Below are 18,991 nucleotides of genomic sequence, written 5' to 3' on the forward strand. Positions count from 1 at the left end.
CGCTGGCGGATGTGGATCTGGCGGACGCCGCCCATACGTTGCAGGTCGGCCGCCGGCATTTCGCGTGCCGGCGCGCGGTGGTCTGCCGCGACACCACCCAGGCCTCGGCCGCGCTGAGCATCTCGCCGTCATCCGTGGTGGAGTCCCGTCCCGGACGCCAGACCGCGTTCCTCTTCCCCGGCGGCGGCAGCCAGTACGTCGGTATGGGCCGCGCGCTGCTGCGGGACGAGCCGGTCTTCGCCGAGCACCTCGGCCGGTGCGCCGACCTGGTCGCCGGCCGGATCGGATACGACCTGCGCGACGTCGTCCGGGCGGACACCGGCGACCCGGCCGCGACCGCCTTCCTCAACACCTCGGCCGGCCTGATGACGGCGCTGTTCGCGGTCGAGTACGCCCTCGCCAAGCTCTGGGAGTCGTGGGGCGTCCAGCCGCAGGCGATGATCGGGCACAGCAGCGGCGAGTACGTCGCCGCCTGCCTCGCCGGAGTCTTCGACCTCGGCGACGCCATCAACACCGTGGCCGTCCGGGGCCGGCTCATCGACGGCCTGCCCGACGGCGCCATGCTCGCGGTGGCCCTGCCCGAGGACGAGCTGATCCCGCTGCTCGGCCCGCGCCTGTCGCTCGCCGCGGTGAACGGGCCCGCCCAGTGCACCGTCTCCGGACTGGTCGAGCCGATCCAGGAGCTGGCCGACCGGCTGGCCACCGAGGGTGTGGACTTCCGCCGCCTGCACGTCACCAAGCTCGGCCACTCGGTCGCCATGGACCCGGTGCTGGACGAGTTCCGCGCCCACGTCGCCGGCGTGCCGCTGAACCCGCCGGCCCGCCCGTTCCTCTCCAACGTCACCGGCACCTGGATGACCGCCGAGGACGCCACCGACCCGGACTACTGGGTCCGGCAGCTGCGCGGCACCGTCCGGTTCGCCGACGGGGTCCGCACCCTGCTGGCCGGTCACGCCGGCGCGGCGCTCGTCGAGGTCGGGCCGGGCACCACCCTGGGCGCGCTGGTCGGCGCGATCACCGGGGAGCCGGCCGGTGCCCGGCCGTCGCTTCGCCACCCCCGTGACGACCAGCCCGACCAGGCGTTCCTGCTGGGCACCCTGGCGGCGCTCTGGGAGTCCGGTGTGGACGTCGACTGGTCCGCGTTCGCGGCCGGCGAACAGCGTCGCCGGATCACCCTGCCGACCTATCCGTTCGAGCGTCGCCGTTACTGGATCGACGGCCCGGAGACCGTGACGGTGCAGGACGCGACGACGGTGGCCCGGCCGGCGCCGGCCGAACCGCGGAGCCTGGACGTCAACCTCGGCACCACCCTGCACCAGCGTCCCCACCTGGTCACCGAGTACGTCGCCCCGCGCGACGACCTGGAGGAGTCGGTGGCGGCCGCCTGGCGGGAACTGCTGGGCTTCGAGACCGTCGGCGTCCAGGACAACTTCTTCGCCCTCGGCGGCAGCTCGCTGCTCACCACCCGCTTGGTCACCCGGCTGCGGGAACGGTTCGACGTGGACCTGCCGCTGGAGGAGCTGTTCAAGGCGCACACCGTCGCCGCGCAGGCCGAGGTGATCCGCACGCTGCGGGCCGGTGAGCCCCGATGACCGTCGACGGACTCTCCGCCGCCAAGCAGCGCCTGCTGGCGTCCTGGGCGCGGGGCCAGCGGTCCGGCCGGGTGGAGATCCCGCGTCGCGGCGACGACGGCCCGGCCCCGCTCTCCTTCTCCCAGCAGCGGCTCTGGTTCCTGGAGCGGATGGTGCCGGACAGCCCGGCCTACAACACCCCGATGGCCGTCGAGCTGCGCGGGCCGCTGGACACCGGCGCGCTGCGGTTCGCGGTGCAACGCATCGTCGACCGGCACGAGGCGCTGCGTACCGTGATCGCCGAGTCCGACGGCGAGCCAGTGCAGATCGTCAGGCCGCCCGCGCCGGTCGACCTGCCGGTCACCGACCTGACCGGGCTGCCGGAGGCCGGCCACGATCGCCGGGTGCGCGACCTGCTCCAGGAGGAGGCGGCGCGGATCTTCGACCTGCCGGTCGGGCCACTTGTCCGGTTCGGCCTGCTGCGACTGAGCGCGGAGCGGCACGTCTTCCTGGTGAACTGGAGTCACCTGATCGCCGACGGCTGGTCCGGCCGGATCTTCTCCCGTGAGCTGGCCGAGTGCTACGCCGCGTACGTCGCCGGCCGCCCGCCCCGGCTGCCCGAGCTGAAGCTGCAGTACGCGGACTTCGCGGTCTGGCAGCGTGACCGACTGCGCGGCCCCGAACTGGAACGGCAGGTCCGGTACTGGCGTGACCGGCTGGCCGGGATCCCAGCGGTGCTCGAGCTGCCCAGCGATCGTCCCCGTCCGGTGGTGCAGAGCTTCCGCGGCGACACCCTGCGGTTCACCGTGGACGCCGAACTCACCGCCCGCGTCCGGCAGCTCTGCGCGGACACCGACGCCACCCTGTTCACGGTGCTGCTGTCGGCGTACGCCGTGGTCCTCTCCCGCTGGTCCGGCCGGCCGGACGTGGTGATCGGCACGCCGGTGGCCAACCGTGGCCGGCCCGAGCTGGAGGACGTGTTCGGATTCTTCGCCAACACGCTCGCGCTGCGGACCACCCTCGACGGCGACCCCAGTTTCCGGGACCTGGTGAGCCGGGCCGGCCCCGCGGTGATCGCCGACTTCGCACACCAGGATCTGCCGTTCGAGAAGCTCGTCGAGGAGCTGCAGCCGGAGCGCAGCACCAGCCACAACCCGATCTTCCAGGTGATGCTGGCGCTGAACAACACCCCACCGCCCACCGTCGAACTCACGCCGGACACGCATCTGGCCGGGCTGATCGAGGGCGACACCGGCGCGGCCAAGTTCGACCTGTGGCTGTCCCTCGCGGACGCCGGGCAGACCCTGCCCGGCGGCCTGGAGTTCGCCACCGACCTGTTCGACACCGGCACCGCCGAGCGGTTCCTGACCGGGTTCCGGCGCGTCCTGGAGCAGGTCGTCGCGGACCCTGATCTGCCGATCTCCCGGCTCGACCTGATGGACGCGGGGCAGCGCGACCTGGTGCTGCGGCAGTGGAACGACACGGCGGCCGCCGAGCCGGAGCCGCGGCTGATCCACGAGCTGATCCGGCAGCAGGCGGCGGCCACCCCGGACGCGATCGCCGTCGAGTTCGAGGACCGCACGCTCACCTACGCGGAGCTGGACGGCTGGGCCAACCGCCTGGCCCACCGTCTGCGCCGCCACGGCATCGGCCCGGAGAGCCGCGTCGCCATCTTCCTGGACCGCTCGCCGGAACTGATGGTGGCCCTGCTCGGCACGCTCAAGGCGGGCGGCTGCTACGTGCCCCTGGACGCCGAGCACCCGCCGGCCCGGCTGGCGTACCTGCTCGACGACTGCGGCGCCGACGTCGTGCTGACCGCCGCGGGCGGTACCCCGCCGGGGGCGCGGACGGTGATCGACCTCGGCGCCGACCGGTGCGACGACGAGCCCGGCGACCCGCCGGTCACGCGGGTGAGCCCGGACCACCCGGCCTACGTCATCTACACCTCCGGGTCCACCGGCCGGCCCAAAGGCGTGGTGAACGGCCATCGTGGGGTGGTGAACCGGCTGCGCTGGATGCAGCGCCGGTTCCGGCTCGCCCCCGGCGAGAAGGTGCTGCAGAAGACGCCGGCCGGCTTCGACGTGTCGGTCTGGGAGTTCTTCTGGCCGCTGCTGTGCGGCGGCGCCGTCACCCTGGCCCGCCCGGACGGGCACCGCGACCCGGGTTATCTCGCCGGCCTGATCAACCGCAGTGGCGTGTCGATCGTGCACTTCGTGCCGTCGATGCTGCGGCTCTTCCTCGACGAGCCGAGCGCCGCCACCTGCACCGGGCTGCGGCAGGTGGTGTGCAGCGGCGAGGCGCTCTCGCGGGATCTGGCCGCCCGGTTCCACCGGACGCTCCCGGCGGCGCGCCTGGACAACCTGTACGGGCCGACCGAGGCTGCGGTGGACGTGACCGCGCACGAGTGCCTGCCCGGCGAGACCGGTGACGTGCCGATCGGCACGCCGGTCGACAACACCCGGATCTACGTGCTCGACCGGGCCGGCCACCCGGCGCCGATCGGGGTGCCGGGTGAGTTGTGCATCGGCGGTGTCCAGGTGGCCCGCGGATACGCCGGCCGGCCGGGCATGACCGCTGACCGGTTCGTGCCGGACCCCTTCGCCGGCCGGCCCGGCGCGCGGATGTACCGCACCGGCGACATCGTGCGCTGGCGGCCGGGTGGCGTGCTCGCCTATCTCGGGCGCGAGGACCTCCAGGTCAAACTCGGCGGGATCCGCTTCGAGCTGGCCGAGATCGAGGCGGCGCTGCGGGAGCACCCGGCAGTCGCAGACGTGCTGGTCACGGTCGGCCGCGAGGAGGGTGGGCAGGTGACCGCGTACGTGGTCCCGCGGCTCCCGGCCACCGAGCAGCCCGTCGAGCAGTGGGGCGAGGTCTTCGACGACGCGTACCAGGCCCCGGCCGGCCCCGCCGAACTGAACTTCTCCAGCTGGAACAGCAGCTACACCGGCGCGCCGATCCCGGCGGAGCAGATGCGGGAATGGGCGGACCGGACCAGCGACCTGGTGCTCGCGGAGCCACCGGGCCGGGTGCTGGAGGTCGGCTGCGGCCTGGGCCTGCTCCTGCTGCGGATCGGACCGCACGCGACGGCGTACCACGGCACCGACGTCTCCGCGTTCGCGGTGGCGCAGCTCAGCGCCGAGGTGAAGTCCTGCGGCCTGGCGAACGTGACAGTCGAACAGCGCCCGGCGCACCGGCTCGGCGACCTGCCCGCCGCCTCCTTCGACACCGTGCTGCTCAACTCCGTGGTGCAGTACTTCCCGGACGCCGGCTACCTGCGCGACGTGCTCGCCCAGGCCCGCCGGCTGCTCGCTCCCGGCGGCCGGATCGTCGTCGGTGACGTGCGGAGCCTGCCGCTGCTCGGCGACTTCCACCTCACCGTCGAGCTGGACCGGGCCGCGCCGGAGGAGCCGGCCGCCGTGGTCCGCGGCCGAGCCGCGACCCGGACCTGGCAGGAGGAGGAGCTCGCGCTCGACCCGGCGTTCTTCACCGGCCTGCCGGACATCACCGACGTCGAGATACGCCTCAAACGCGGCGGCTACGACAACGAGCTGAGCCGGTTCCGGTACGACGTGATCCTGCGCCCGGAGGGCCGCCCCGAAGAGGTTCCACTGGAGATGGTCCCGTGGCGGGAGGGCATCCCGCTGAGGCATGACATCATCCTGACCGGCATCCCGAACGCCCGGCTTTCCCAGGTCAGAGCGGTGCGCCGCCCCGAGGCCGCCACCGCCGCGACCGTCGCCGAGCTGCGCGCGCTGACCGGCGCCGAGCCGTCCGGCGTCGACCCCGAGCACCTCCATGACCTGGCCGGAGCCGCCGGGATGACCGCCGTGCTCACCCCGGATCCCGCCGATCCGACCAGGTTCGACGCGATCCTGTCCCGCTCCGGCGTGTCCCGAGGCCGGACGCACCGTGCCGGCCAGGGCCGACTGGCCAACTGGCCGCGCCAGGCCCGCCTGATGGCCGAGCTGGGCCCGGCCTGGCGCAAGCACCTGCGGGAACGCATCCCCGAGTACGCGGTGCCGGCGGCCTTCGTCCCGGTGCCGGCCATCCCGCTGAGCGCCAACGGCAAGGCGGACTGGTCGGCCCTGCCCGCGCCGCCCCCGGCCGCCGCCCGCGACACCGGCGAGTACGTCCCGCCCGCCCCCGGCACCGAACGCCTCCTCGCCGAGGTCTGGGCCTCGGTCCTGGGACTGGAGCGGGTCAGCGCCACCGCCAACTACTTCGAGCTGGGCGGCGACTCGATCCGGGGCATCCGGGTGATGGCCCGGGCCAACCGGGAGGGCCTGGCCCTGCAGCCCCGCGACCTGTTCGCCCACCCCACCGTGCGGGAGCTGGCCGAGGTCGCCGACGGGCGGGCCGGCTCGGCGCCGGCCGAGGACGAGCACACCGGGTGGGGTCTCTCCGGCTCCGACGAGAAACGCCGGGCCGAGCTGCTCGCCGATCCGGACGTCGAGGACGCCTTCCCGCTCGCGCCCTACCAGGCGTACATGCTGGGCCGGCTGACCGGCGGCGAGCCGCGCCCCGGCGAATACCTGGTGCAGCGGATCGACACCCTGTGCGGCCCGATCGACGTGCCGCTGCTGCGCCGCTGCTGGGCCGGCCTGGCCCGCCGCTATGCCATGCTGCGCACCGCGTTCGTCACGGACGGTTTGGACGAGCCGCTGCAGGTGGTGCACCGGGACGTCGAACTGCCCTCCCGGTACGAGGACTGGCGCTCGCTCTCCACGCCGGAACGCGACGACCGGCTGGCCGAGTTCCTCCGCGAGGACCAGCGAATCGGCTGCACCCCGGACGACCCCGCCGGCATCCGCCTCTTCCTGGCCCGGGTCGGCGACGAGGCCTATCGCACCGTCTTCAGCTTCAGCTACCTGCGGATGGAGGGCTGGAGCCTGAGTGTCTTCCTCAGCGACGTGATCGGCGAGTACCACCGGATCCGCGCCGGTGAACCCGTCGCCGAGGGGCCGCCGGAGGTGCCGTTCAGCCGGTACGTCGGCTGGCTGCGCCGCCGGGGCGTCCCAGCGGACACCGCCGCGTTCTGGCAACGGATGTTCCGCGGCGGGACCGGGCCGACCCTGCTGGCCGCATCGGCGCCCGGCAACCGTCCGGGCACACAGACCGGGTACGCCCGCCGGCACCTCCAGGTCGACGCGGCGCTCAGCGACGGCCTGAAAGTCACCGGCCAGCACCTGCGGATGCCGCCGAACACGCTGGTCCAGGCCGCCTGGGCGCTGCTGCTGGCCCGCTACGCGAACCGGGACGAGGCGACCATCGGTGTCTTCCTGAACGGCCGGCCGGCAGACCTGCCCGGTGTCGAGGACCTGACCGGTCCCACCATGAACGTCCTTCCGCTGCGCATCCGGCTGCCCGAGCCGGACCGCCCGGTTTCCGAGCTGTTGCGGCTGGTCATGACGGCCGGCGCGGACGCCGCCCACCACCAGCACGTGGCGCCCGGGCAGATCGCCCACTGGGCCGGCCGGCCGGAGCGGACCCCGATGTTCGATGCCTACCTGGTCTTCCAGAACCTCGATCCGCTGCTGTTCGGCTCAACGGAGCGGGTGCCCACGTTCTTCACCCGGATGGCCGAGCCGTTCCGGCTGGACGTGATGCCCGGCGTCGAACTGGGGCTGATCCTGTCGTACCACCGCGACCTGCTCACCGACGACGCCGCCGCGACGGTGCTGGGCGACATGGTGGCGACGCTCGCCGCGATCATCGCGGATCCGGACCGCCCGATCGCCGAGGCCCTGCGCCCGCCACCGGTGCCGACCGGCGAGAAAGCCCTGCTCATCGAGGGTGAGCTGCGGTCCGGCCAGATCAAGGACACGCCGTTCCCCGGCGCCGACCGATGAGAAAGGCAGCCATGCAAGATCAAGAGCTTGCGAGGGTACGGGGGAACCACCGCCCTGCTCCCCGGCTGGCGCTGGTCTTCTCCGGCGAGGGCACCCAGTGGCCGCTGATGGGCACCGGCCTGCTCGGATTCCGGCCCTACGCCGAGGCCCTCGGGCGGTGCGACGCCGCGGTGCGCGCCCTCGGCGGCTGGTCGATCACCGAGGAGATCGCCCGTCCGGCGGGTGAGAGCCGGTTGCGGGACACCGCCGTGGCCCAGCCGGCCATCGTGGCGGTCGAGATCGGCCTGCTGGCGCTGCTGCGCTCGGCCGGCATCCGCCCGGACGTGGTGGTCGGGCACAGCCTTGGTGAGATCACCGCCGCCTACGCGGCCGGCGCCCTGAACCTGGAGAGCGCCATGGCGGTCGCCTTCCACCAGGGGCGGATGCTGCAGCGGGCCTCCGGTGGTGGCGGCATGCTGGCCGTCGGCCTGCCACCCGGCCGGGCCACCGATCTGCTCACCGAGCTGGGCGGTGACCTGACGCTCGCCGCCGTCAACGGGCCCTCCAGCGTGGTCCTCTCCGGAACCCGGTCGGCACTCGCGGCCGCCGCCGAGCGCCTCGCCGCCGACCGGGTCTTCCACCGTGACCTCGGCATCGGCTACGCCTTCCACAGCCCGCAGATGGAGCCGTACACCGGTGAGCTGGTCGCCGACCTGCGACCGATTCTCCGGAACGGCCCGGCCGGCACGGAGATGATCTCCACGGTGACCGGTGAGCCGATCGCCGGTGAGCGGCTCGGACCGGACCACTGGGGCCTGCTGTCCCGCCGGCCGGTGCGCTTCCGGGACGCGATCCTGCGGGCGGGCGCCGACGTCCACCTCGAGGTGAGCCCCACACCGGTGCTGCGCACCGCGCTGATGCAGTGCCTCGCCGGCCGTCACGGGGTGAGCGTGCTCGGCACGATGCGCCAGGGTCAGGACGCCGTGGCGTCCCTGCGCGCGGTCGCCACCGAGCTCTCCGCCGGCGGCCGGCCGGTGGACTGGTCCGCGATCCCGGAGGCCTCCGCCCCGCAACCGGCGTCCCCGCCGGCCGTTCCCGCCCCCGCGACGGGTCCTGCCACCGCGACCGGTCCTGCCACCGCGACCGGCGCTTCCGCTGCGGCCGGGGCGGCCACGGGCCGCGTCTCGGTGGCGGATCGGCTGACGGCCGGACCGGCGAGCGGGCTGCCCGGCCGGTTGCGCGAGTACCTCACCGCGCACGTAGCTGACCTGCTGGAATGCCGACCGGCCGACGTGCCGCCGGACACCGGCCTGTTCGCCCTCGGCATCGACTCGCTGACCGCGGTCCGGCTGGCCGAACGGCTCGCCGCCGATCTGGACCCGCGAGTGACCGTCCCGGCCACCGCGGCCTTCGACCATCCCACCGTCGACGAGCTGGCCGACTGGCTGGCTGCCGAGCTCGGCGGTCCGGAAGCTGCCCCGGCCGTGCCGCCCGCCGCCGGTCCGGCCGGTCGTCCCGCCGATCAGGGGGTGCTTCCGGCCGGCCCGGTGCGCAACGAGCCGATCGCGGTGGTCGGCATGGCCTGCCGGGTCCCCGGCGCGGACTCGCCGGACGAGTTCTGGCGGCTGCTCCGCGACGGTGTGGACGCCACCTCACCGGTGCCCGCCGATCGCTGGGACACCGATGCGTTGCACGGCGACGACCCGCTCGAACCGGGCACCATCTACGCCCGCCGCGGCGGCTTCCTGCCGTCCGTCGACACCTTCGACGCGGACTTCTTCGGTATCGCCGCGGCCGAGGCGGAGAGCATGGACCCGCAGCAGCGCCTGCTGCTCGAAGTCGCCTGGGAGGCCCTCGAGCACGCCGGCATCCGGGCCGACCGGCTGCGGGGCAGCCGCGGCGGGGTCTTCGCCGGGATCTCCATCGACGATTACAAGGGCCTGCAGATCACCGATCCGGTACGGATCGACGGCTACACCGGCACCGGCAACCTGTTCTGTGTCGCGGCCGGTCGTCTCTCCTACGTGCTCGGGCTGCGCGGCCCGTCCCTTGCGGTGGACACCGGCTGCTCGTCCTCGCTGGTCACCGTGCACCTCGCGATGCAGGCGCTGCGCTCCGGGGAGTGCGACCTGGCCCTGGCCGGCGGTGTGCACCTGATGCTCGCCCCGGACATCACGCTCTTCCTGTGCCGGGCCGGCGCGCTGGCCCCGGACGGCCGGTGCAAGACCTTCGACGCCTCCGCCGACGGGTACTCCCGTGGCGAGGGCGCCGGCATGGTGGTCCTCAAGCGGTTGTCCGACGCGATCGCCGACGGCGACGACATCCACGCGGTGCTGCCCGGTTCCGCGGTGAACCACGACGGCGCGAGCAGCGGCCTCACCGTGCCGAACGGCGTCGCCCAGCAGGAGCTGCTGCGGGCCGCTCTGCACTCCGCCCGGCTCGCTCCCGCCGACGTCGACTACCTGGAGGCGCACGGCACCGGCACACCGCTCGGCGACCCGATCGAGGTGCGGGCCGCCGCGGCCGTGTTCGGCGCCGGCCGGTCGGAGCCGCTGCTGATCGGCTCGGTCAAGACCAACATCGGTCACCTGGAGGCCGCCGCCGGCGTGTCCGGACTGATCAAGGCGGTGCTCGCGCTCCGGCACCGCTGGATCCCGCCGCACCTGCACTTCCGCGACCCCAACCCGCGCATCCCGTGGGCCGCCCTGCCGATCTCGGTCACCACCGCCGGCGGCCCGTGGGCGCAGCCCGGCACGGACCGGCCGCGCACCGCCGGCATCAGCTCGTTCGGCATCGGTGGCACTAACGCACACGTCCTGGTCAGCGAGTACGTGCCGGAGCCGGCGGTCGCGGCGGGCCAGCCGGCGCCGGCGATCGGAGGGCGGGATCCGGTGGTCCTGCCGCTCTCCGCCGCGTCCCCCGCGGGACTGCGTGCGCTGGCGCGGCGGTACGCCGTACACCTCGATCGGCATCCGGAGCTGGCGCCGGCCGACGTGGCCGCGGCCGCCGCGGTCTTCCGCAGCCCGCTGCGGCACCGCGCCGCGGTGGTCGCCGCGCCCGCCGACCTCCGCTCCCACCTGGACCGCTACGCGCGCGGCGGTTCCGGTGACGAGCTGACCACCGGTACGGCCGGCGGCGCCGCACCCCGGATCGCGTTCGTCTACGGCGGGCAGGGATGCCAGTACCCGGGGATGGGCCGGCGACTGCACGACACGGAGCCGGTCTTCCGGGCGGCGCTCGACGAGTGCTCCGGACTGCTCGGCGACCACCTCGGCGGCAACCTGATGGATGTGCTGCTCGGCGACGGGGCGGAGCTCAGCCGTACCGGATGGACGCAGCCCGCCGTCTTCGCCGTCGAATACGCGCTCACCCGGCTCTGGCAGTCCCGCGGCATCGAGCCGGACCTGGTGCTCGGGCACAGCGTCGGCGAGTTCACCGCGGCCTGGGCGGCCGGGGTGCTGCCGCTGGCCGACGCGGTGTCGCTGGTGGCGGTACGGTCCCGGCTGATGGACGCGCTGCCCGCCGGGGGCGGGATGACGGCGGTCGCGGCCGACCCGGACACCGTCGCGAAGGTGCTGGCCGGGCACCCCGCGCTGTCGGTGGCCGCCTGCAACGGCGAGGCGGAGACCGTGGTGTCCGGCCCGGCCGGTGCGCTGGCCGGCCTGGCCGAGACCCTCGACGAGGGCGGCATCCGGCACCGTGACCTGCGCGTCTCGCACGCGTTCCACTCCGCGCTGATGGACCCGATGCTGGACGAGCTGTCGGCGGCGGCGGCCCGGACCACACCGGCCGCTCCGCGGATCGAACTGATCTCGACGGTGACCGGCGATCTGCTGGACGAGCCGATGAACGCCGCCTACTGGCGCCGCAACGCCCGTGAGCCGGTCCGTTTCGCGCAGGCGCTGCGACGGCTGCTGGACCGGGGTCCCGGCCTGGTCGTCGAGGCCGGCCCGGACCCGGTGCTGGGACAGCTGGCCCGGCGCGACGGGCTGGCGGAGCGGGTCCGGTGGGTGCCGTCGCTGCGCCGGGGCCGGCCCGATCCGGCCGTGACGGCGGAGGCGCTGGCCGGGGCGTTCTGCGCGGGCGCCCCGGTGAACTGGGAGAACGTGCATCCGGGCGCCCGGCGGGTGCCGCTGCCCGGATACCCGTTCCAGCGGCGGCGCTACTGGCGGGACACCCGCGGCCCGGCACTCCGCCGCGGCGGCGACGCGCTGGTGGGGGAGCGGCTGTACTCCCCGGCGCTCAGCGGAGCCGCCTTCGACCTGGTGGTGGGGCCGGACCTGCCCGACCACCTGACCGACCACGGCCTCTTCGGCGCCACCGTCGTCTCCGCCGCCAACCATCTGGCCGCCGTCCTGACCGCGGCCTCCACCGAGAACGCCCCGGCCGCGGCGCCCCACGGCGGTCTCCGGTCAGCCACGCCTGCTGGCGGCCTTCCGGCGGCCGCGTCCGGCGGCGGTGGCCCGGCAGCGGAGCTGACCGGGATCACCTTTCCGGAGCCGCTGATCGTGGCCGCCGGGCGCCGGACCCGGGCGCAGGTCCTGCTCGGCCCGCCGGGCGACGACGGCCGGCGCAGCGCCGAGGTGGTCAGCACGACCGATGACGGCGCGAAGCAGTGGCGCCTGCACGCGGCGGCGGAGCTGCGCCTCCACGAGTCCTCGCGGCATCCCCTGGAACCGCCGTCGGCGGCACCGGACGTCGCCTCCCCGGTCTCGATCGCCGATGTCGAGGAGCGGATGCGGGCCGCCGGTTACCACCTGGGCCCGGGATATCGGTGGCTCGAATCGGTCACCGTGCAGGAGGGGCAGGCCGCGGCGGTGCTCCGGCGTCCCCGTGTCCTGAGCGGCTCGGCCCACCCGCACCCCGGCATGATCGACTCCTGCCTGCGCCTGGTCCTGGTGCTCGCCCCCGGCGCGCTTCCGATCGAGGGCGAGGCCTCGGGCCTGGTGGTGCCGGTCGGCGCCGAGCGAGTGCTCTGGTTCCCGCCCGAGGCCCCGGCTGCCGACGAGGTCCTCCACTGCCGCGCCACCCTGCGCCCCGGCGAGCAGGAACGCGCTGCTCAGGCCGGCCTCCGCCCGGCCGGGGCTGACGGCCGGGATCTGGTGCTGGATGCCGAACTGCGGGACACCGCCGGGCGGCTGTGGCTCCTCGTCGACGGCCTGCGCCTGCGCCGGGTGAACCGGGACGCGCTGCTCCGGCACGCGGACGGCGCCGACCGGTTGCGGCATCGGCTCACCTGGCGACCCGCCGGACCGGCCGAGCCCACCGCGGACCTGACCGGCACCTGGCTGCTGCTCGCCGACCGGACCGGGGTGGCCTCGGCGCTGGCCGCGTTGATCCAGGCTCGCGGCGGCACCTGCCGGCTGCTGGAGCCGACCGGCGACCCGGACCGGATCCGAGCAGCTGTCCAGGACGCCGCCGCCGAGAACGCCGCCGCCCGGGACGCGGCCGCCCGGGACGCGGCCGCCCGGGACGCGACCGCCCGGGACGCGACCGCCCGGGACGCCGCTGTTCGGGCGCCGCGCAGCGGGCTTCGCGGAGTGGCGTTGCTCTGGCCGCTCGACACGGCACAAGATCATCCGCGGACCGGCCGGGAATCCGGTGCGTACGCCACCCTGGCGCTGATCCACGGCCTGGCCGAAGCAGAGCCCGGTGTCCGGCTGGTGCTGGCCACCCGAGGCTGCCAGCAGACCGGCGACGGCGAGCCGGTCGACCCGGCGCACGCCGCCGTGTGGGGCCTGGGCCGGGTGGCGATGACGGAACGCCCGGACCTCGACGTCCTGCTGGTCGACCTGCCGCCGGCCAGCGGCCCGGCCGCCGGGCACACCGCGGCGGAGGCGCTGCTGACAGCGCTCACCGAGAGCGAGCCGGCGCCGGAGCGCGCGGTCCGGGGCGCCGGAACCCTGGTGCCCCGGCTGGTGCCCGCCCCGGCGCGGCGGCGGGCGCCGCTCACCGTCCGGGCCGGCGGCAGCTATCTGGTCACCGGCGGCACCGGAGCGCTCGGCACGCGGGTCGCCGGATGGCTGCTGGAGCAGGGCGCCGGCCGGGTCTGGCTGCTGTCCCGCACGGGCGCCCGGCAGGACCCGGCGATCGGGGACGACGAGCGGGTGCGGACCCTGGCGGCGGATGTGGCCGACCCGGACGACCTCGCTGCGGCGCTCGCCACGATCCGGGCCGCCGGGCCGCCCCTGCGCGGTGTGGTGCACGCGGCCGGGGCGCTCGACGACGCCCCGCTCGCGGCGCAGTCCCCGGCCCGGCTGGATGTGCCGCTCGGCCCCAAGCTGGCCGCCTGGGACCTGCATCTGAGCACGCTCGACGACCCGCTCGACTTCTTCCTGCTGTTCTCCTCGGTCGCCGGCGTGCTGGGCACGGCAGGACAGGCCGGGTACGCGGCGGGAAACGCCTTCCTCGACGCGCTTGCCGCACATCGGGCAGCGATCGGACGACCGGCGACGAGCATCGCCTGGGGGCCGTGGGCACGGTCCGGCATGGCCGCGCGGATGGATCGGCGGGAGCGGGACCGCCTGGTCGCCGCCGGCCTTCACCCGCTGGAGCCGGCGGCCGGGCTGGAGGTTCTCGGCCACGCCGGATCCGAGCCGTTCCTGCTGGCAGCGGACGCGGACTGGACCCGGGTCGCCACCGGGGCGCCGCACCGGCGCCGCTCCGGCCTGCTCGCCGAACTCGGCGGCGACGCGGCCCCGGCCCGTCCCCGGCGCGCGCGGAACGGCGACGGCGACGGCGCTACCGGCGACGGCTTCCGGGCGCCCGGAAGCGGGCCGGAACGCCTGCTCGCCGGGATCTGGGAGGACCTGTTCGGCCTGGACCGGGTCGGTCTGTCGGACAACTTCTTCGCCCTCGGCGGCGACTCCATCCTCAGCCTGCGGCTGGTCGGAGCGGCCCGCCGGGCAGGGTTGCGGCTGCACGAGTCCGACGTCTTCGAACATCCCACGCTGGCCGCCCTGGCCGCAGCCGCCGGCAGCGAACGCAGCGCCGGTACCAGCAGCACCAGCAGCGCCGGTACCAGCAGCACCAGCAGCACCAGCAGCACCAGCAGCACCAGCAGCGCCGACACAAGCGGCAACGGCCACGAGCCGGCCGGCGACCGCCCGCCCGACCTGTCCGCCTTCGCCGACGCGGGACTCGACGACGCCGACCTGGCCGCACTGGCCGCGCAGCTGAGGGAGTAGCGAACGTGACCGTACCCGGAGTGCACGACATCTACCGGCTGTCCTACATGCAGGAGGGACTGCTCTTCCACAGCGTGGCCGACCCCCAGGCGGCCTTCTACGTCGACCAGGTCGAGTACCGGCTGCACGGACCGGTCGACGCGGCGCTGCTGGTGGCGGCCTGGCAGAAGCTGACCGAGCGGCACGCGGTGCTGCGCACCTCCTTCCATTGGGAGGACATCAAGCAGCCCGTCCAGGTGGTACGGGACCGGGTCGAGGTGCCGCTGGAGGAGCTGGACTGGCGCGACCAGCCGGCGGACGAGCTGGCCGGACGCCTGGAACAGCGGTTGCGAGCGGACCGGCTGGAAGGCTTCGACGTGGACCGGCCGCCGCTGATCCGGCTCACCCTGATCCGGCTCGGCGAGCAGGAGTACGTCTTCGTCCTGCGCTACCACCATCTGCTGCTCGACGCCTGGTCGGCGCTGATGGTGCTGGAAGAGGCGTTCGCCGGGTACGACGAGCTGGCCGCCGGCCGGACGCCGCAGGCCCGGCCGGCGACCCCGTTCGCCGACTACGTGGCCTGGGTCCGCGCCCAGGACCTGAACCAGGCCGAGAAGACCTGGCGCGACGAACTGCGCGGCGTGACCGAGCCGAGCACGCTGCCCTGGATCCGCCCGGTGGCGGCGCCTCCGGCGACGAACGAGCCGGAGGAGAAGGGCTACCCGGAGAAGAAGGGCTACCCGGAGGAGAAGGACAACCCGGAGCAGGTGCTGCACATCCCGGCGGAGACGGTCACCGCTCTCCGCGAGGTCTGCCGCACCGGGCAGGTCGCCTTCGGCGCGCTGCTGCAGACCTGCTGGGCGCTGGTGCTGCGGGCGCACACCGGGCGGGACGACGTGGTGTTCGGCGGGACGCTGTCGAGCCGGCCGGCGGACGTGCCCGGTGTCGAGGAGAGCGCCGGCCTCTTCATCAACACGCTCCCGGTGCGGGTGCGCCTGAACCCGTCCGTCCCGGTCCTGGACGCCGCCGGCACCCTGCAACACCGGCAGGCCACACTGCGCCGGTACGACTTCAGCCCGCTCGAACAGGTGCAGCGCTGGAGCGACGTACCGCCGGGCGTGCCCCTCTTCGACACCATCATGACCGTCCTGAACGTGCCCGGCGTGGGTGTGCTCCGCCGCCGCCGGGGCGCCGTGGAGATCTCCGACGGGCAGTACCGGTACCGCACCAACTATCCGCTCTCGGTGCTGGTGATCCCGGACGGCGACCGGCTGGCGGTCCGGTTCGGATACGACCCCGGCCGGGTCGGCCACGACGCCGTCACCCGGTTGCTCGGCCACTTCGCGACGGTGGTCGGCGCGGTCGCCCGGGAGCCGGGCGCCGCGGTCCGGGACGTACCGGTGATCCCGGCGTCCGAGCAGGCTCGCGTGGGCGGCTGGGCCGGCGAGGACGAGCCCTACCCGGCCGCCACCTTCCCGCAGCTCTTCGAGGAGCGGGCGGACGCGGACGGCGACGCGGTGGCGGTGCGCTGCGGCGGCATGGAGCTGACGTACGCCGAGGTCGACAGGCAGGCGAACCAATTGGCCCGGCACCTGCGGGAGCAGGGTGTGTGCGCCGATGTCGCGGTGGGCGTGTGCCTCGGCCGTACCCCCGAGTGGGTTGTCGCGGCCCTGGCCGCGCAGAAAGCCGGCGGCTATTTCGTGGCGCTGGACCCGGCACACCCGCCCGCCCGGCTGCGGGACATCGTGGCCGACGCGGGCATCGCGGTCGTGGTCACCGACCGGGCGCACCGCTCTCCGCTGCCGCGCGACGGGGTGCCGGCCGTGCTGCTGGACCAGCACCGGGCGGCCATCGCCGGGCTGTCCGAGGATCGCCTGCCGCCGCGTTCCGGACCGGACCATCTGGCCTACTCGATCTACACCTCCGGCTCCACCGGCCGGCCCAAGGGCGTGCTGGTCACCCACCGGGGCCTCGCCAACGTCGTCGCGGCGCAGCGGCGGCTGTTCGGCCTGACGGCCGAAGACCGGGTGCTGCAGTGGGCCTCGCCGACGTTCGACGCGTCGGTCTTCGACCTGGCGATGGCGTTCGGCGCCGGCGCCGCGCTGCACCTGGCGCCGGCCGAGCGGCTGGCGCCCGGTCCGGACCTGCGCGACCTGCTGGTCACCGAGCGGATCACCCAGCTCACCATCACGCCCTCGGCGCTCGCGGCGACGCCCGCCGCGCGGCTCCCGGAGCTGCGCACCCTGGTGCTCGCCGGTGAGGCGCTCGCGGCGGAGCTGGTGCGGGCGTGGTCGCCGGGGCGCCGGGTGTTCAACGCCTACGGCCCGACCGAGGCGACGATCTGGGTGAGCACCGCGGAGTGCGGCCCGGGGGAGGGGCCGCCGCCGATCGGCGTGCCGATCCCCAACGTGCGGGTTCGGGTGCTGGACCGGGACGGCCGCGCGGCCGGTATCGGCATGCCGGGGGAGCTGCACGTCGGCGGGGCCGGCCTGGCCCGGGGCTACGCGGGACGGGCGGCACTGACCGCGCAGCAGTTCGTGCCCGATCCGGACGGTCCGCCGGGCAGCCGGCTGTACCGCACCGGTGACCTGGTCAGCTGGACGGCGGACGGCTCGCTGCGGTTCGTCGGGCGCACCGACCGGCAGGTGAAGGTGCGCGGGCTGCGCATCGAGACCGGTGAGGTCGAGGAGGTGCTGCGCCGGCACGCCGGGGTGGCCGCCTGCGCGGTGGTGGCGCGCGACGCCGAGGACCGGGACGGCCCACCGGACACGCTCGTCGCGTACGTGGTCCCGGCCGCCGGTCCGGTGAGCGCCGACGAGCTGCGCCGGCACTGTGCCGAGGTGTTGCCGGAGTACATGCTGCCCGGCGCGTTCGTGTCGCTGGACCGGCTGCCGCTGACCAGCGCCGGGAAGCTCGACGTCCGGGCGCTGCCGTCGCCGCGCCAGGCGGCGCCCGGCGGCGGGCCGGAGCAGCCGATGACCGTGACCGAGCAGGCGGTCGCCGACCTCTGGCGGCAGGTGCTGCGGGTCGACGACGTCGGCGCGGACAGCGACTTCTTCACGCTCGGCGGCACCTCGATCAAGGCCACCCAGGTGGTCTCCCGGGCGCGCCGCGCGTGGCAGGTGGACATGCCGATCCGGGCGGTCTTCGAGAACCGGACGGTGTCCGCGTTCGCGGCGGAGCTCGAACGGGTGCTGGCGGACGAGATCGACGAGGACGAGCAGGAGGTGCGCGATGGCGACGACCAAGGCGTGGGTGCTGCACGCGGCTGATCCGCGGGCGGAGGCGACCCGGGGCCAGCTGACGCTCGAGCAGATTCCGCTGCGCCGGCCGGAGGCCGGCGAGGTGCTGGTGGAACCCCGGATCGGATGCTGGGAGGCGAACATGGAACACGCCATCGCCCGGCACCCGGTGGATGTGGCACGGCAGCGCGGCGAGGACCGGATCGTGCTGGGCACCTGCGGCGTGGTCCGGGTGCTGGCGACCGGGTCCGGCGTGAGCGGTCTGCGGGAGGGGCAGGAGTGCCTCTGGATCCCGTTCGGCGCGATCGATGAGAACGGATACGCGGAGCGGATCGCGGCGTACGACGCCCCGGGCTCACCGGGGCTGCTCTCCGGCCGCTTCGTGACAGCGGCCCGGCTGTTGCTGCCGCTGCCGGAGGACTCCCGGTACCCGGCCGAGCGCTGGGCGCCGTTCGCCCGGTACTTCACCGCCTGGGACAACTGGCGGGTGGCGCTGCGCTGCTGGCAGGCGCAGGGCGACGACCACTGGGACGAGCCGCCCCTGGTGCTCGGCTGGGGCGGCGGCGTGGTGTTCGCACAGCTGGAGCTGGCCCGCCGGGCGGGCTTTCGGACCGCCATGGTCTCCGGGCGGGACAGCCGGCTGGCCGGCATCGCCGCGTCCGGCGCCACGCCGATCGATCGCCGGGAGTTCCCGGACCTGGACCACGACGCGGCGAAGGCGTCCGGTGACCCGGACGCGCTGGATCGCTATGCCGACTCCCGGGACCGGTTCGTCGAGCGGGTACGGGAGCTCAGCGGCGGCCGCGGCGCATCGATCTTCCTGGACAACCTGGGTGGCGGCCTGCACCGGGTGACGCTGCGGTCGCTGGCCCGCGAGTCGGTGCTGTCCACGGTGGGATGGAAGCACGGGATGCGGCTGTCGAACATGCGGGCCGTGGAGTGCATCGGCCGGCACATCCACGTGCACACCCACGCCTGGCGTTTCCAGGACTGCCGCCGGATCCGCGACGTGCAGGAGAGCACCGGCTGGCTGCCCGAGATCACCGAGCCGGTCGCCTCGTTCGACGCGATACCGCAGCTCGCGGACGCGTACTCGCGGGACGTCTTCGACAGCTACTTCCCGTTGTACGAGGTCAACGCGTGAATCGTGGTGGCACCGCGCTCCGGGCCGAGCGCGGTGCCAC

General features: G+C 74.6%; 5 protein-coding genes. All 5 read left to right on the forward strand.

Annotated features, from left to right (window positions below):
- Positions 1–1,592 (forward strand): acyltransferase domain-containing protein (locus tag AB0F72_RS08035; protein WP_360427065.1); only part of this gene is annotated, 1,592 nt, incomplete at its 5' end.
- A complete protein-coding gene (locus AB0F72_RS08040; protein ID WP_360427068.1) occupies positions 1,589–7,420 on the forward strand; it encodes an amino acid adenylation domain-containing protein in 5,832 nt (1,943 codons plus the stop codon). The genes AB0F72_RS08035 and AB0F72_RS08040, both read left to right, overlap by 4 nt.
- Positions 7,421–7,431: 11 nt before the next feature.
- Complete coding sequence (locus tag AB0F72_RS08045; RefSeq protein WP_360427071.1) at positions 7,432–14,586, forward strand: acyltransferase domain-containing protein; 7,155 nt, start codon at positions 7,432–7,434, stop codon at positions 14,584–14,586.
- 5 nt (positions 14,587–14,591) lie between these two features.
- Positions 14,592–17,837 (forward strand): amino acid adenylation domain-containing protein, encoded by a 3,246-nt coding sequence (locus AB0F72_RS08050; protein ID WP_360427074.1) that lies wholly within the window; start codon positions 14,592–14,594, stop codon positions 17,835–17,837.
- Positions 17,800–18,951 carry a hypothetical protein gene (locus tag AB0F72_RS08055; protein WP_360427077.1) on the forward strand — a complete coding sequence of 384 codons (1,152 nt, stop codon included), beginning with the start codon at positions 17,800–17,802 and terminating at the stop codon, positions 18,949–18,951. The genes AB0F72_RS08050 and AB0F72_RS08055 overlap by 38 nt, the downstream gene beginning before the upstream one ends.
- The last annotated feature ends 40 nt before the right edge of the window (positions 18,952–18,991 follow it).

The organism is Actinoplanes sp. NPDC023936 (genome assembly GCF_040639325.1).
In the GTDB taxonomy this organism is placed as follows: Bacteria; Actinomycetota; Actinomycetes; order Mycobacteriales; family Micromonosporaceae; genus Actinoplanes.